This is a genomic window from Zoogloea oryzae (assembly GCF_030161255.1).
Lineage (GTDB): Bacteria > Pseudomonadota > Gammaproteobacteria > Burkholderiales > Rhodocyclaceae > Zoogloea > Zoogloea oryzae.
In genome coordinates this window covers 25,583-39,047 of the sequence record NZ_BSPX01000008.1, presented here as the reverse complement: position 1 = coordinate 39,047, position 13,465 = coordinate 25,583, and the positions used below count along the sequence as shown (strand labels likewise).

The following is a 13,465-nucleotide window of genomic DNA, read 5'->3' as shown; positions in this document are numbered from 1 at the left end:
TTAAAATCTGTCTTTTTTGATCCGAGAGCCGGTTTCAGCCTTACCATGACCCCTACATGTCCCGAAGCGGACGCCCAATTCATGCGCCTTGCCCTCGATCTTGCCGAGGAGGCTGGCCGCTGCGGCGAAGTGCCGGTCGGCGCCGTGATCGTTGCGCCCGACGGGCAGATCGTCGGCCGCGGTTTCAACCAGCCGATCGGACGGCACGACCCGACGGCCCATGCGGAAGTGATGGCCCTGCGCGACGCAGCCGCGACACTGGCGAACTATCGCATGCCCGGCTGCACACTTTACGTCACCCTTGAACCATGTGTCATGTGTGCAGGGGCGATTATGCATGCGCGGATCGCCCGGGTGGTCTTTGGCGCCAGCGACCCCAAAACGGGTGTCGCTGGTAGCGTAATCGATCTTTTCGGTGAGACACGCCTAAACCATCACGCCGAGGTGGCCGGAGGCGTGCTTGCCGACACCTGCGGCGGACTTTTGTCCGGTTTTTTTGCCGCCCGACGCAAGAAACCGGCGGGAGAGCCCCCCTCGTGCTGATCCGAATCCACATCCCCACCCAGACCCTCGAACTCATCGGCGACGATGGCGCGTGCATCCGCCGCTATCTGGTCTCCACCGCAAAAAATGGCCCGGGCGAGCAAACTGGCAGCCACCGCACGCCCCGCGGGCGGCATGTGGTGCGTGCGAAGATCGGTGCCGGCCAGCCCATCGGTGCGGCCTTCCGCGGCCGGCGCCCGACCGGCGAAGTCTGGACGCCCGAGGTGGGTGCGCAGATGCCCGAGCGGGACTGGATCCTCACCCGCATCCTGTGGCTGTCGGGCAAGGAGCCGGGCGTCAATCGCCTCGGCGACGTGGACACCATGCGCCGCTACATTTACATCCACGGCACGCCGGACACCGAGCCGATGGGCGTGCCGCTTTCGATCGGTTGCGTGCGGATGCGCAACCGCGAGGTGGCCGAGCTGTTCGATCTGGTGCCGGCCGGCACGCCGGTGGAGATCCTGGCGTGAGCGCGGCGTTGACGGTCCGGTTGGGTAGCTGGGACGAGCTGTCGGCTCAGGCTTCGCCGATCCGCTTCACGGTTTTCGTGGATGAGCAGAAGGTGCCGGTCGAGCTGGAGCTCGATGAGTTCGATCCGCTGTCGTGCCACGCCTTGGCGCTGGCGGGCGATGAAGCCATCGGCACCGGCCGGCTCTTGCCCGACGGCCACATCGGGCGGATGGCGGTGCTGGCCGGCTGGCGCGGTCGGGGTGTCGGCGCGCTGCTGCTGCAGGCGCTGATCGACGAGGCGAAGCGTCGTGGCATGGCGCGGGTGGTGCTCAATGCCCAGACCCACGCGCTGGGCTTTTACGCGCGCTTCGGCTTTGTGCCGGAAGGCGAGGAATACGAAGAAGCCGGCTTGCCCCACCGGACGATGAGCCGCAGCCTTTAAATCGTTTGTTTCGAATAAAACAAAATTGGTTTTAAAAGCAACGCGTTCGGCAGCTTCAGGCTGCGCCCTGCTGGGCCGGCTTGCGTTCGAGATGGGCGCGGAACCACTCGATGGCCAGGGTGGCGGCGGCGTCGAGGGCGCCGGGTTCGCGGAAGAATTCGTCGGTGCCGGCAATAGAGCGCCACGTCTTGCGGCCGCCGATCAGGTCGAAGGCTTGGCGCACGTTGGGCAGGTTCTCGTCGTGGCTGCCGACGATCATCAGGGTCGGGCAGGCGACCTGGCGTAGCGGCGTGATGCCGGCGAGGCCCGGTCGTCCGCCGCGGCACACGAAGGCGCCGATCATCTCGGGCTCGCGGGCGATGGCGCGGATGGCGGCAGCGCTGCCGGTGCCGCTGGCCGTGAGGCCGATGGGCAGTTCGACAAGCGGCGGCTGGTGGCGCAGCCATTCAAACAGGGCGTTGATGCGCTGGCCGAGGAGCGGCGTGTTGTAGCGGGTGTCCGGGTCGCGACTTTCTTCGTAGCGGGTGAGCAGGTCGAAGATCAGCGTCGAGAAGCCGGCGTCCTGCAGGCGCTGGGCGAAGTGGGCTTCGCGGGATTCCCGGTGGTTGCCCACGGCGGTTTGGGCGATGACGATCAGCCCGGCGCTGTCCGGCGCGTGGGCCTGGAGCGCTTCCAGCCAGACAGGGCCGGCGGGGATGCTGAGTTCGGTGTGGCGCAGTTTCATCATGGGCGGGACGATCGCATGGGCCCTTGCCGGTGGACAAGGTAATGCGTCACCCGTTCTGGGCGTGGATGTGCACTGGTACACGGCGCGGCCCGAAAGCGCCGCGGAAGTCGGCAAAGCGCCCGGCAATCGGGGTGCCGCAGCCGGTGCACGCGCCGTGGGCGTCGAGCCGGTAGGTGCCGATGGCGTACCAGTCGCGCTCGATGACCACCTGGCCGCAGCCGGGGCAGTAGGTGGAGCTGCCGTCGGGGTCATGCACGTTGCCGGTGTAAACATGATGCAGGCCGGCGTCCCGGGCGATGCGCCGGGCGCGGGTGAGCGTGGCGGGCGGCGTGGCGGGGATCTGGTCGAGCTTGTAGTCCGGGTGGAAGGCGGTGAAGTGCAGCGGCACGTCCGGGCCCAGTTCGGTGGCGATCCACTGGCTGAGCTGGGTGATCTCGGCGTCGGAATCGTTGAGGCCGGGGATCAGGAGGGTGGTGATCTCGACCCACACGTCGGTGTCGTGGTGGAGCCAGGCGAGGGTGTCGAGCACCGGCGTGAGGTGCGCGCCGCACTGGTGGACGTAGAAGTCGTCGGTGAAGGCCTTGAGATCGACGTTGGCGGCGTCCATCACCGCAAAGAAGTCGCGCCGGGCGTCCGGGTGGATGTAGCCGGCGGTGACCGCCACGTTGGCGATGCCCTGCGCACGGCAGGCGAGGGCGGTGTCGATGGCGTACTCGGCGAAGATCACCGGGTCGTTGTAGGTGTAGGCGACGCTGCGGCAGTGGTGGCGGGCGGCTGCCGCGGCGATGTCGGCGGGGCCGGCGGAATCCATCAGCCGGTCCATGTCGCGGCTCTTGGAGATGTCCCAGTTCTGGCAGAACTTGCAGGCCAGGTTGCAGCCGGCGGCGCCGAAGGACAGCACGCTGCTGCCCGGGTAGAAGTGGTTGAGGGGCTTCTTCTCGATGGGGTCGATGCAGAAGCCGGAGCTGCGCCCGTAGGTGGTGAGCACCATCGTGCCGCCGACCATCTGGCGCACGAAGCAGGCGCCGCGCTGGCCTTCGTGGAGCCGGCAATCCCGCGGGCACAGGTCGCACTGGAGGCGGCCGTCGGGCAGCGGATGCCAGTAGCGGGCGGGATGGTCGGTCATGGCGTCACTCCGGGTTGTGCGATGCCTCGCGCCACTTCTGGACCTGATAGGTGGCGATCATTACGTTGGGCCCCCAGAAATCCACCGGCAGCCGCGCCTTCTGTTTGAGGGCGCCCATGAAGCTGGCCTTGTCGGGCAGCTGGTCCCACACCTGGGGCAGGAAGGTGGCCTTCTGGCAGCCGTTGAAGAAGATCACGCCGTCGATGCCCGGGCGGATCTGGGCGAGGGCGTCGGCTTCGTCGCGGAACTCGAGGAACTCGGGCGCGCTGAGGAGCGACACCTCGACGCGCACCTTGTCGAACTCGTCGGCCGACAGGGGCGGGAAGCGCGGGTCGGAGAAGGCTGCGGCGCGAGCGTTTTCGACCACATCAATGCCCAGCGCCCGGTGGGCGTTGAGGCTGCCGATGCAGCCGCGCAGCTCGCCATCGATGGTGAGGGTGACGAAGGTGGCACCGCGCTCGGCCAGCTGCGGGTCGTCGAAGGTCGCCGGGGCGGGCAGGTCGAGTGCGTCGGCGATGGCCTTGCGGGCCTGGCTGAGGAGGACGCGGCCGAGGGGGGTGTTAGTGCTGGGCATGGTTGCGGTCTTCGGCAAAGGCAAGGGAGGCGTAGCCGACCACCCGGTCGCGGTCGCCGGCGGTGTCGCCGGAGTTGCGCAGATCAAGCAGGTGGGGCGCGAGATGATGGCGCTGGGCCGCGATCAGCAACCCGTTGATGGCGCCGGCGCCACAGGCCTGCTCGCCGTCCAGATGCGGGTCGAGCTGGGCGATCATCGCGATGGTGGCCTTGTCGCGCCACTGGGCCTGGCGGTAGGGGTGGTAATGGGACAGATCGGAGCTGATGACGATCAGCGTCTCGGGGCCGCCCCACAGAGTTTCGAGCAGCTGGGCGACGAGCTTGGGATCGACCTGGCCGACGGCGATGGGCAGGATCTCGAAGTGATCGAGGGTGGATTGCAGGAAGGGCAGCTGGACTTCGATGGCGTGCTCTTCGGCGTGGGGGCGGTCGTCCACCAGCACGCCGGGCAGCTCGCGGGCGGCAAGCCAGGCGGCGCGGTCGATGGCGACGGCGCCCAGGGGCGTGACGAAGGATTGGGCGGCGGGGACGGCCATCCCGCGCACCGCGACCCGGTGGGTCGGGCAGAGGATCAGCACCCGGCGGATCACGTCGCGGCGCAGGACGAGCTCGGCGTAGGCGCTGGCGGCCACCGCGCCGGAGTAGATGTAGCCCGCGTGGGGCACGATGATGGCCTTGGGCGAGTGCACGACCTCGGCGGGCATCGCGCCAGCCAGGTAGCCCGATATCTGGGCGTGGAGACTGTGGGGGTCGGCCGGGTAGAACAGTCCGGCGACGGCGGGCAGACGCTGTGACGCTTGAGCCATGATTTCCTCTTGCCTTGAATGCTTTGGGCGAACCTTGATCCCATTATAGGGAGGTGTGTGCCAACCATGCGATGCCGCTGGCGATTCCAGCGCCCACGGCCAGCATTCCGCCGACGACGCGCCGGCCGAGGATGCTGCCGCCAAGGGTGAAGGCGAGGGTCGACTTGAACGCCAGATTGGCCAGCATCGCCAGCAGGATCGCCACGGCGGCAGGCGCGGCGTCGAGCTTGCCCACGCTCAGCAGGCGCAGGGTGGACAGGGTGATGGCGTCCACGTCGGTGAGCCCGGAGACGAAGGCCAGCAGGTAAAGACCGCCGCGCCCGGCGATGTCCGACAGCCAGGCTGCGCACAGCAGCACGCCGGCGTAGAGCAGCCCGAAACCGAGGGCGGCGCGGAGTTCTGTCGGGTTGCGGGTTTCCGGCACCGGCAGGGCGCTCTGGCCCGCCAGCTGACGCCAGTTGAAGGCGATCACCACCCCGCCGATCAGAACCGCCATGCTGCACCCCACGGCGAGCAGCGGCACCACCGACTGGGACAAGGCCCAGGCGATGCCGATGATGCGCACCACCATGATGAGGTTGGCGAGGAGGATGACGAGCGTGGCGGTGGGTGCCATCGCCGGGTTTTCCCGGGCGTGGCGGGCGAACACCATCGTGGTGGCGGTGCTCGACACCAGCCCGCCCAGCAGCCCCAGCAGCGGCGCGCCGTAGCGGGCGCCCACGAAGCGCAGCGCCGCATAGCCGGCCAGGCTGACCCCGGCGATCAGCACCACCATCAGCCACACCTGATGCGGGTTGATCGCCTCGTAGGGGCCGAAACCCTGGTTGGGCAGGATGGGCAGCACGATCAGCGACAGCACCGAAAACTGCAGGATCGAGCGCCAGTCCTGGGCGGTGAGCCGGGCCGCGACGCCGCGCAGCTCCGATTTGTAATAGAGCAGCATCGTCGAGCCCACCGCGGCCATCACCGCCAGCCGCCCGTGGCCCAGCCACACCATCGCGCCGAGGCTGTAGCACACCAGCAGGGCGATCACCGAGGTGGTGCCGGGATCGTCGTCGGGCTCGGCCTGGCGGAGGTTGGCCGAAATGATCATCACCGCCACCAGCACGAAGCCGGCGACGATGAAGGCAGGCGTGGTCAGCAGTTCGGCCAGCAGCGCCGACAGGGCGCCGAGCAGGCCGGTGAGGCCGAAGGTGCGCACGCCCGCCCGGGCTGCGGGCCGGCGTTCGCGCTCGAGACCCATCAACAGGCCGATGGCGGTGGCGAGGGCGAGGGCTTCGAGCTGGCGCGGTTCAAACGGCAGGGAGAACAGCATGGCGATCTCGGCGGGGGCGATGGTTCATTTTGCGGCAGGAACGGCCCGAGCTGAAGCCCGGAATCAAGCCCTGATGCGGTTTTCCGGCACGGTGGCGGGCCCGGCCGGGCGGCCGGGGCGGCAGTTGAGGTTAAAATGCGCCGATGCGAACCCACACCAGCCGTTGCTTCGCCATCGTGCCCGCCGCCGGAAGCGGCAGCCGGATGAAGAGCGAACACCCCAAACAGTATCTGCCCCTGCTCGGCGAACCCCTGATCCGTCACACCCTCGGCGTGCTGTGCGCCTCGCCGGTGATCGACCGGGTCTATGTGGTGCTGTCGGTGGGCGACCAGGAATGGGACCGCCACGACTGGCGTCCGTTCGGCGATCGCCTGGTGCCGCTGTTCTGCGGCGGGGTGTCGCGGGCCGAGAGCGTGCTCAACGGCCTGCGGGCGATCGCCGAGCACACCGCTGAATCCGATTGGATCCTGGTGCACGACGCCGCCCGCCCGTGCCTCGCGCCCTGGCACATCGAAACCCTGGTGCATGAGCTCATCCACGACGAGGTGGGCGGCATTCTGGCGGTGCCGGTGGCCGACACCCTGAAGCGCGAGGACAGCACCCACCGCATCGCCGACACCGTTGCGCGGGACGGCCTGTGGCAGGCCCAGACGCCCCAGATGTTCCGCTACGTGATGCTCAAGCGCGCCCTGGAGAGCGCCCGCCACGTGACCGATGAGGCCAGCGCCATCGAGGCCATGGGCCTGCGTCCGCGCCTCGTGCGGGGCGATCCGACCAATCTCAAAGTCACCTATCCCCTCGACCTGCACCTGGCCGAGTGGATCCTCCAGCACCGCGAGGGCAAAGAATGAATGTTCCGTTCCGCATCGGGCAGGGCTTTGATGTCCATGCCCTGGTTCCCGGCCGTCCGCTGATCATCGGCGGCGTGACGATTCCCTACGCCCGCGGCCTGCTCGGCCATTCCGACGCCGACGTGCTGCTGCACACCATCACCGACGCCATCCTCGGCGCGGCTGGCCTTGGCGACATCGGCCGGCATTTCCCCGACACCGACCCGCGCTTCGAGGGTGCCGATTCCCGCGTGCTGCTGCGCGAGGCGGCAGCCGCGGCCCGCGCAGCCGGCTGGCAGACGGTGAATGTGGACGCCACCGTGATCGCCCGGGCGCCGAAGATCCTGCCCCATGTGCCGGCGATGATCGCCAACATCGCCGCTGATCTGGGCGTCGATCCGGCGGCGATCAACGTGAAGGGCAAGACCACCGAGAAGCTCGGCTTCACCGGCCGGGGCGAGGGCATCGCGGCCCAGGCGGTGGCGCTGCTCGCTCGGGTGGATGGCTGAATCCACCCGCCGCGTCTTCCTGGCCCTGTGGCCGGGGGATGACGTGGCGACACGCCTGTCCGGCCTTGCCACCGCGGCCCATCAGTCCTGCGGCGGGCGGCAGATGCGCCGGGACACCCTGCACCTGACTCTGGCTTTCCTCGGCGACGTGGCCGAGGGCCGCCTGCCGGCGCTGTGCGCGGCGATGACAGCGGTGCGGGGCGAGGCTTTTTCGCTCCGGATCGACCGACTCGGCTACTGGCCCCACAACCACATTGTGTGGGGCGGTTGTTCCAGCACCCCGCCGCAGCTCCTGCGGCTGGTGGCCGACGTGCGCGAGGCGCTGGCCGGTGCCGGCTTTGCCCACGCGGGCGAGGCGGCCTTCGTTCCCCATCTCACCCTGCTGCGCAAGGCCCGTCCGTCTGCCCTGCCGGACTTCACGCCCATCGACTGGCCGGTGGCCGGTTTTGCGCTGGTGGCGTCGACCCTGTCGCCCGCGGGCCCGGCCTACGTGCAGCTGGCCGCCTGGCCGCTGGCGTAAAAAAAGCCGGCGGCTGCCGGCTTCAAATCCTTCAAGCGTTGTCTTTATGCGTTGTGGCGGCGCCGGGCGAGGCCGGCTGCGGCGAGGCCGGCCAGCACCAGGGCAGGAATCGCAGGTTCGGGCACCGTCGAGGCGGCCACGTTGAGGGCCACGATGTCGTTGGCGCACAGCATCGTCCACTGGATGCTGAACGCTTCCGACGGGTTCATGCCCTGCCAGTGGCTGCCAAAGGCATCCACCGGAATCTCCACTTCATAGAACCAGTGGTTGCCACCCAGGATGCCCATGTTGGTGAAGGCATTCGAGATCGCGACGCTGGCGTTGCCCACGTCGGTGCCGCTGGCCACCTTGGTCACGTAGGGCGAGGCTTCAGGCGCAAACACGCCGGGCGAGCTCCACAGGCCGGTGGACCAGTTGGCGTTGGTGGTGGCGACCACGTCGCCGCGCAGCAGGGTGGCGCTGCGGTTGGCGGTGAGGATGCCGAAGTCCCAGCTGCCGTTCCGGCCAAAATCGATGGCGATGTCGCCGCGGCCGTAGCTGTTGGCGGTGGTGGCGGTGCTGGGGTCGTGGCCGGTGACGACGCCCACGTCGAGGTAGGTCTTGCCGTCGGACTTGGTCTGCCAGGTGACGTAGATGGCTTCGGCGTCGTAGGCCTGGCCGCCCCAGCCGGGGCTCAGGAAGCCGCTCATGGCGTCGCTCTGGTCTTCGACGGCGTAGTTGATGCCGGTCTTGGGCGTCCAGCCGGCGGTGGTGCCGTTGTTGGTGATGCCCCAGTCGGTGAAGTTGCCGTCGATCGTCACGCTGGCGGCGGAAGCGGAAAACGGGGCGGCGAGGGCACAGGTGACGGCGAGGCCGGCGAGGAGGTTCTTTCTCATGATGCACACCAAACTGGATGGGATGGCGGCGAGAATAGGTGTGCGGCAGACAATGACTGCGGCACTTCCTCACGGATCACGGGTGGGTTTGGGGCAAAGAACAGGCGGATGCGACGGGTATCACATCCGCCTGAAAGCGCGGTGTTTCCCTCAGGCTAAATGCGCGTTCCGGGGTGCGTCATGCCACCGGAGCCCGAGGGAGCACGCGGGGAGGTCAAACGAGCATGCAGTTGCCGAGGTGACCACGCAGGTCGGGTTCGGAGGTTTTGGTGTAATCCTTCTCGAGGCGGTCGGTGATCATCTGGGCCGTGGGGCCGTCGAGATTAGCGTTGATCATGCCCATGAACGACGGCGGCGCGACGAGGATCGCGCGGGCAAATTCGTTGCGGCTTCGGCCGAGGTAGAGCTCTTTGGCGAGGGCCTGGGCAAACTGCTTGGCGGCGTTGAGCTTGGGTGGGGTCTGCTGCTCCCGGGCGCCGTGGCCGCTGCCGCTGGCCTGCATCTGGCCGGCGCGATCGGACGACAGTTCGGCATTTTTCATGCGGCTTTCGGGATGGACGAGTTCCTTTACGAGCTTGAGTCCCTGCTTGGGACCGAAGTTTGCATACAGTCGGGCGAGGCTTGCGTTGGCTACCAGAATCCACGTAATGGCCATGAATCACTCTCCACATTGTCGGAAATGCCACAGCGGCCTAGTCACTTTAGACAGCGCCCGGCCAACTAGCAAAGAATTGTTTCGGCAATGCTATTCACCTGATCCGGGCTGCCCTTCGCGGGTCGCTGGCTCCTGGCGGTAATAACGGGAAAGCTGGGTGTAGACGTCCGGGTATTCGTGGCGGAGCAGGCCCGGCGTCTCGAAGAAGGCCTCGCTCATCACCGCGAAGAACTCCGACGGATGATCGGCGCCGTAGGGGTCGAGGGCGGTGTCCTCGCCGTCGTCCACCCGCTGGCAGAAGTCGTCGTAGGCCGGCTGGAAGGCCGCGGCCCAGGCTTCGGGGCTCATGTCGGGGGGCAGGGCGGGGAAACCGTCCACCTCGCCATTGCCCATGTCGAGCTTGTGGGCGAATTCGTGGATCACCACGTTGATGCCGTCGACGGCGCCCGTGTCTTCGGACCACGAAAGGATCACCGGCCCGCCTTCCCAGGCTTCGCCCAGCACCTCGTCGTCGTATTCGTGCACCACGCCGTCTTCGTCGACGATGCTGCGGGGGATCACGAAATCGCCCGGATACACCACGATGCCGATCCATCCGGCGTAGGCGTCGAGGCCGATGTGCAGCACCGGCAGGCAGGCCTGCAGGGCGATGGAGAGGAGCATGTCGTCGGTGACGACGAGGCCTTCGGCGCCGTGGACTTCCTTTTCGGCCAGGAACTCCAGCGCCATCTGGCGCAGGGTGGGCAACTCGTCGGGCGGCAGGTAGGCGAGGAAGGGCAGGCGGGCTTCGACGCGGTTCCACTGCTCGGGCGGAACCTGCATGCGGCTGGCGGCGCGGCGCCGGCGCCATTTTCGGAAGGCTGAGAACATCGGGGGAAATCGCTGGTCGAAGGGCTGGCTTTCGGCGGGATGGGCGTGCCGCCCGTCACCGCCGGTACGATCAAGATCAAACGCTGCATCGGCAGCCTATAGGATAATGTCGGCATGGTCGCCGTTACGCATTCGATTTCCCAGTCCGCATCCCCATCCTCCGCCCTCGCGCTGCTGAGCGAAGGATTGCTTCCCGAAGACGTCCGCCGGGTTGCCGAGGCCCACGAGTGGGCCCAGGCACTGTATGCCGATCGCAGCCTTGGCACCCGCGAGCCGGTGTGGCCCCACGCCCTCGGTACGGCGCTCATCGTGGCGTCCCTGCGCCTCGACGCCGACGCGCGGATCGCCGCGCTGTGCTTTGCGGTGGGCGACGTGCTGCTCCATCCCACCGACGAGATCACGCTGCGTTTTGGCGATACCGTCGCGCGGCTGGTGGATGGCCTGCGCCGTCTCAACGGCCTGCGTGTCATCACCCGCATGAACACCTCCACCAGTGCGCCGGAGATCCGCGCCCAGAGCGAAGTGCTGCGCAAGATGCTGCTGGCGATGGTCGAGGACATCCGCGTAGTGCTGCTGCGGGTGGCGTCGCGCACGCAAACGCTGCGCTACTTCACCGATCACCCGGGCGTGATCCGCGAATCCATCGCCCGCGAGAGCCTCGACATCTACGCGCCGCTCGCCAACCGGCTGGGCATCTGGCAGCTCAAGTGGGAGCTGGAGGATCTGTCCTTCCGCTTCCTCGAGCCCGAAACCTACAAGCGCATCGCCCGGATGCTCGACGAGCGGCGGGTGGAGCGCGAGCAGTTCATCGTCGATTCGGTGGCGCGCCTCAAGAACGAGATCGCCGCCATCGGCATCAAGGCCGACGTCTATGGCCGGCCCAAGCACATCTACAGCATCTACAACAAGATGCGCGCCAAGCGGCTGGATTTCTCGCAGATCTTCGACGTGCGCGCACTGCGCGTGCTGGTCCATGAGGTGAAGGACTGCTACGCCGTGCTGGGCATCGTGCATCAGATCTGGACGCCGATCCCCAAGGAGTTCGACGACTACATCTCGATGCCCAAGGGCAACAACTACCAGTCGCTGCACACCGCGGTGTATGCCGCCGACGGCCGCTCGCTGGAAGTCCAGATCCGCACCCACGGCATGCACAACCACGCCGAGCTGGGCGTCGCGGCCCACTGGCGCTACAAGGAAGGCAGCGGCAACGCCACCAACGCCGACTACGACGAGAAGATCGCGCTGCTGCGCAGCCTGCTGTCTTGGCGCGACGAGGTGACCGACGCGGCCGACTGGGTCGAGCAGTTCAAGCGCGCCTCGCTGGACGACACGATCTACGTGCTGACGCCCCAGGGCCGCGTGATCGACATGCCCCGCGGCGCCACGCCCATCGATTTCGCCTACCGGGTGCACACCGATCTAGGCCACCGCTGCCGGGGTGCCAAGGTCAATGGCCAGCTGGTCACCCTCAACACGCCCCTCGAAAACGGCCAGACGGTGGAGATCATGTCCACCAAGGAAGGCGGGCCGTCCCGCGACTGGCTCAACCCGCAGCAGGGCTACGTGGCCACGCCGCGGGCCAAACAGAAGATCAAGCAGTACTTCAGCGCCCTCGAAGAAGAGGAAATGCTGGTCCGCGGGCGCAGCGTGCTGGTCAAGGAAATCCAGCGCGAAGGCCACGGCCAGGCCAACATCGACGAGCTCGCCACGCGGCTGGGCTTCAAGAACGCCGAGGCGCTGTTCATCGCCGCCGGGCGTGGCGAGGTGGGCCCGCGGGCGATCCAGACCGCGCTGCGCGGCGTCGATGCGGACGAAACCGCCGCCGAAGAGCCCGAGGTCGTCATCGGCAAGAGCCACGCGGGCGATGCAGGCGACACCATCCTCATCGTCGGTGTCGGCAAGCTGATGACCTCGCTGGGCCGCTGCTGCAAGCCGGCGCCGCCGGACGCGATCCAGGGCTACGTCACCCGCGGCCGTGGCGTGTCGATCCACCGGGTCGAGTGCCGCGACTTCCAGTCCCTCGTCAAGCGCCATCCGGAGCGCCTGGTGAGCGCCGAGTGGGGCGGCACCGGCCGCGCCGGGGCGGCCAAGGACGCCGTGTTCCCGGTGGATATCCTGGTGCACGCGATGGACCGCCAGGGCCTCCTGCGCGACATCTCCGAAGTGCTCTCGAAGGAGAAGCTCAACGTGATCGCCGTGAACACCCTCAGCCGCAAGGGCTCGGCGCGGATGCGCTTCACCCTCGAGGTGCAGGGCGTGCAGCAGATCCAGCGGGCGCTCACCCTGATCCGCGAAGTGAAGGGCGTGACCGACGTGGAGCGCGGCTGAGCGATGACCGGCAGCACCGGCATGGACCGCCACCACTTCGCGTGGCTGTCGATCGCGGCGGCTGTCTCGACCATCGCTTTCAAGACCTTTGCGTGGTGGATCACCGGCTCCGTCGGGCTGCTGTCCGATGCGCTGGAATCCTTCGTCAACCTGGCCGGCGCGTCGTTCGCGTTGTGGATGATCATCGTCACCCGGGCGCCGGCTGATCGCCAGCACCCGTTTGGCCATGGCAAGGCCGAATACTTTTCCAGCGGCTTTGAAGGCATCCTCATCCTCGGCGCCTCGGTCGGCATCATCTGGGCCGGCGCTGAAAGACTCATCCAGCCCAAGGACATCGAATCGCCGGGCTGGGGCCTCGCGTGGTCGGCGGTGGCGACGGCGGTCAATCTGGTGGTCGCCCGGGTGCTCGGGCGGGCCGGCGAGCGCTTCAACTCCATCGCCCTCAAGGCCGATTCGCGCCACCTGATGACCGACGTGTGGACATCATTCGGCGTGATCGCCGGCGTGGGGCTGGTGGCCTTCACTGGCTGGCTGATCCTCGATCCGCTGATCGCCATCGCGGTGGGCCTCAACATCACCCGCGAGGCCGTGCGGCTGGTGCGCGAATCCGTCGATGGGCTGATGGACCGCAGCCTCGAACCCGAAGCGCTGGCCCGCGCCGAGGCCGTGCTCGAAGGCTTTCGCGCCCGCGGCGTGAGCTACCGGAATCTGCGAACCCGGCGGGCCGGCGTGTCGGCCTTCGTGCAGCTCACGGTGCTGGTGCCGGGCGAATGGACGGTGCGCGAAGGCCATTCGCTGCTGGACGAAATAGAATCCGCCCTGGCCGGGGTGTTGCCCGGCACCGAGGTGACGACCCACCTCGAACCTCTTCCCTGAATTCAACTGGTTGC

Annotated in this window: 16 protein-coding genes; 8 read left to right on the top strand and 8 right to left on the bottom strand. The window is 67.7% G+C overall.

All coding sequences use genetic code 11. The features are described from left to right. Positions 1-45: 45 nt before the first annotated feature. Genes tadA through QQK25_RS04560 form a run of 3 tightly spaced genes read left to right on the top strand, consistent with a single transcriptional unit; the run spans position 46 to position 1,438 of the window. Entirely contained in the window at positions 46-543 is a 498-nt protein-coding gene (gene tadA, locus QQK25_RS04570; protein ID WP_284186882.1) for a tRNA adenosine(34) deaminase TadA, read from the top strand. Further along, on the top strand, positions 537-1,016 hold the full coding sequence (locus QQK25_RS04565) for a L,D-transpeptidase (protein ID WP_284186881.1): 480 nt from the start codon (positions 537-539) through the stop codon (positions 1,014-1,016). Before tadA ends, QQK25_RS04565 begins: the two co-directional genes overlap by 7 nt. After that, complete coding sequence (locus tag QQK25_RS04560; protein ID WP_284186880.1) at positions 1,013-1,438, top strand: GNAT family N-acetyltransferase; 426 nt, start codon at positions 1,013-1,015, stop codon at positions 1,436-1,438. The genes QQK25_RS04565 and QQK25_RS04560 overlap by 4 nt, the downstream gene beginning before the upstream one ends. Positions 1,439-1,493: 55 nt before the next feature. On the opposite strand, the gene QQK25_RS04555 is transcribed toward QQK25_RS04560, so the two are convergent. Genes QQK25_RS04555 through QQK25_RS04535 form a run of 5 tightly spaced genes read right to left on the bottom strand, consistent with a single transcriptional unit; the run spans position 1,494 to position 5,985 of the window. Beyond that, complete coding sequence (locus tag QQK25_RS04555) at positions 1,494-2,165, bottom strand: dienelactone hydrolase family protein (RefSeq protein ID WP_284186879.1); 672 nt, start codon at positions 2,163-2,165, stop codon at positions 1,494-1,496. Between the two features lie 46 nt (positions 2,166-2,211). Then, on the bottom strand, positions 2,212-3,291 hold the full coding sequence (amrS, locus tag QQK25_RS04550) for an AmmeMemoRadiSam system radical SAM enzyme (RefSeq protein WP_284186878.1): 1,080 nt from the start codon (positions 3,289-3,291) through the stop codon (positions 2,212-2,214). 4 nt (positions 3,292-3,295) lie between these two features. After that, positions 3,296-3,865 (bottom strand): AmmeMemoRadiSam system protein A, encoded by a 570-nt coding sequence (gene amrA / locus QQK25_RS04545; RefSeq protein WP_284186877.1) that lies wholly within the window; start codon positions 3,863-3,865, stop codon positions 3,296-3,298. Then, positions 3,852-4,670 (bottom strand): AmmeMemoRadiSam system protein B, encoded by an 819-nt coding sequence (gene amrB / locus QQK25_RS04540; protein ID WP_284186876.1) that lies wholly within the window; start codon positions 4,668-4,670, stop codon positions 3,852-3,854. The genes amrA and amrB overlap by 14 nt, the downstream gene beginning before the upstream one ends. Positions 4,671-4,713: 43 nt before the next feature. Then, complete coding sequence (locus tag QQK25_RS04535; protein ID WP_284186875.1) at positions 4,714-5,985, bottom strand: MgtC/SapB family protein; 1,272 nt, start codon at positions 5,983-5,985, stop codon at positions 4,714-4,716. A 143-nt stretch (positions 5,986-6,128) separates the two neighbouring features. On the opposite strand from QQK25_RS04535, the gene ispD reads away from it, so the two are divergent. From ispD to thpR, 3 genes are read left to right on the top strand one after another with little or no spacing between them, the layout of a single operon-like run. Continuing rightward, positions 6,129-6,836: a 2-C-methyl-D-erythritol 4-phosphate cytidylyltransferase gene (gene ispD, locus QQK25_RS04530; protein WP_284186874.1), complete on the top strand. Its 708-nt coding sequence runs from the start codon at positions 6,129-6,131 to the stop codon at positions 6,834-6,836. Beyond that, positions 6,833-7,324 carry a 2-C-methyl-D-erythritol 2,4-cyclodiphosphate synthase gene (ispF, locus tag QQK25_RS04525; protein WP_284186873.1) on the top strand — a complete coding sequence of 164 codons (492 nt, stop codon included), beginning with the start codon at positions 6,833-6,835 and terminating at the stop codon, positions 7,322-7,324. The genes ispD and ispF overlap by 4 nt, the downstream gene beginning before the upstream one ends. After that, positions 7,317-7,844 carry an RNA 2',3'-cyclic phosphodiesterase gene (thpR, locus tag QQK25_RS04520; protein WP_284186872.1) on the top strand — a complete coding sequence of 176 codons (528 nt, stop codon included), beginning with the start codon at positions 7,317-7,319 and terminating at the stop codon, positions 7,842-7,844. The genes ispF and thpR overlap by 8 nt, the downstream gene beginning before the upstream one ends. A 44-nt stretch (positions 7,845-7,888) precedes the next feature. Here the strand turns inward: thpR and QQK25_RS04515 are convergent, their stop codons facing one another. The 3 genes from QQK25_RS04515 to QQK25_RS04505 form a co-directional block, all read right to left on the bottom strand. After that, positions 7,889-8,719 carry a PEP-CTERM sorting domain-containing protein gene (locus QQK25_RS04515; protein ID WP_284186871.1) on the bottom strand — a complete coding sequence of 277 codons (831 nt, stop codon included), beginning with the start codon at positions 8,717-8,719 and terminating at the stop codon, positions 7,889-7,891. A gap of 214 nt (positions 8,720-8,933) precedes the next feature. After that, positions 8,934-9,374: a host attachment protein gene (locus QQK25_RS04510; RefSeq protein WP_284186870.1), complete on the bottom strand. Its 441-nt coding sequence runs from the start codon at positions 9,372-9,374 to the stop codon at positions 8,934-8,936. Between the two features lie 90 nt (positions 9,375-9,464). After that, positions 9,465-10,244 carry a M90 family metallopeptidase gene (locus tag QQK25_RS04505; RefSeq protein WP_284186869.1) on the bottom strand — a complete coding sequence of 260 codons (780 nt, stop codon included), beginning with the start codon at positions 10,242-10,244 and terminating at the stop codon, positions 9,465-9,467. Between the two features lie 114 nt (positions 10,245-10,358). On the opposite strand from QQK25_RS04505, the gene QQK25_RS04500 reads away from it, so the two are divergent. Both QQK25_RS04500 and QQK25_RS04495 read left to right on the top strand, forming a co-directional pair. Beyond that, a complete protein-coding gene (locus tag QQK25_RS04500) occupies positions 10,359-12,575 on the top strand; it encodes a RelA/SpoT family protein (protein ID WP_284186868.1) in 2,217 nt (738 codons plus the stop codon). 3 nt (positions 12,576-12,578) lie between these two features. After that, the gene (locus tag QQK25_RS04495) at positions 12,579-13,451 is read left to right on the top strand and encodes a cation diffusion facilitator family transporter (protein WP_284186867.1); all 873 of its coding nucleotides are present in this window, start codon (positions 12,579-12,581) and stop codon (positions 13,449-13,451) included. Positions 13,452-13,465: the final 14 nt, after the last annotated feature.

Coding starts and splice junctions, on each gene's coding strand:
- QQK25_RS04495 (WP_284186867.1), top strand. CDS start 12,579: ATGACCGGCAGCACCGGCATGGACCGCCACCACTTCGCGTGGCTGTCG.
- amrA (WP_284186877.1), bottom strand. CDS start 3,865: ATGCCCAGCACTAACACCCCCCTCGGCCGCGTCCTCCTCAGCCAGGCC.
- ispD (WP_284186874.1), top strand. CDS start 6,129: ATGCGAACCCACACCAGCCGTTGCTTCGCCATCGTGCCCGCCGCCGGA.
- QQK25_RS04555 (WP_284186879.1), bottom strand. CDS start 2,165: ATGATGAAACTGCGCCACACCGAACTCAGCATCCCCGCCGGCCCTGTC.
- QQK25_RS04515 (WP_284186871.1), bottom strand. CDS start 8,719: ATGAGAAAGAACCTCCTCGCCGGCCTCGCCGTCACCTGTGCCCTCGCC.
- amrB (WP_284186876.1), bottom strand. CDS start 4,670: ATGGCTCAAGCGTCACAGCGTCTGCCCGCCGTCGCCGGACTGTTCTAC.
- QQK25_RS04535 (WP_284186875.1), bottom strand. CDS start 5,985: ATGCTGTTCTCCCTGCCGTTTGAACCGCGCCAGCTCGAAGCCCTCGCC.
- QQK25_RS04500 (WP_284186868.1), top strand. CDS start 10,359: ATGGTCGCCGTTACGCATTCGATTTCCCAGTCCGCATCCCCATCCTCC.
- QQK25_RS04505 (WP_284186869.1), bottom strand. CDS start 10,244: ATGTTCTCAGCCTTCCGAAAATGGCGCCGGCGCCGCGCCGCCAGCCGC.
- QQK25_RS04510 (WP_284186870.1), bottom strand. CDS start 9,374: ATGGCCATTACGTGGATTCTGGTAGCCAACGCAAGCCTCGCCCGACTG.
- amrS (WP_284186878.1), bottom strand. CDS start 3,291: ATGACCGACCATCCCGCCCGCTACTGGCATCCGCTGCCCGACGGCCGC.
- thpR (WP_284186872.1), top strand. CDS start 7,317: ATGGCTGAATCCACCCGCCGCGTCTTCCTGGCCCTGTGGCCGGGGGAT.
- tadA (WP_284186882.1), top strand. CDS start 46: ATGACCCCTACATGTCCCGAAGCGGACGCCCAATTCATGCGCCTTGCC.
- ispF (WP_284186873.1), top strand. CDS start 6,833: ATGAATGTTCCGTTCCGCATCGGGCAGGGCTTTGATGTCCATGCCCTG.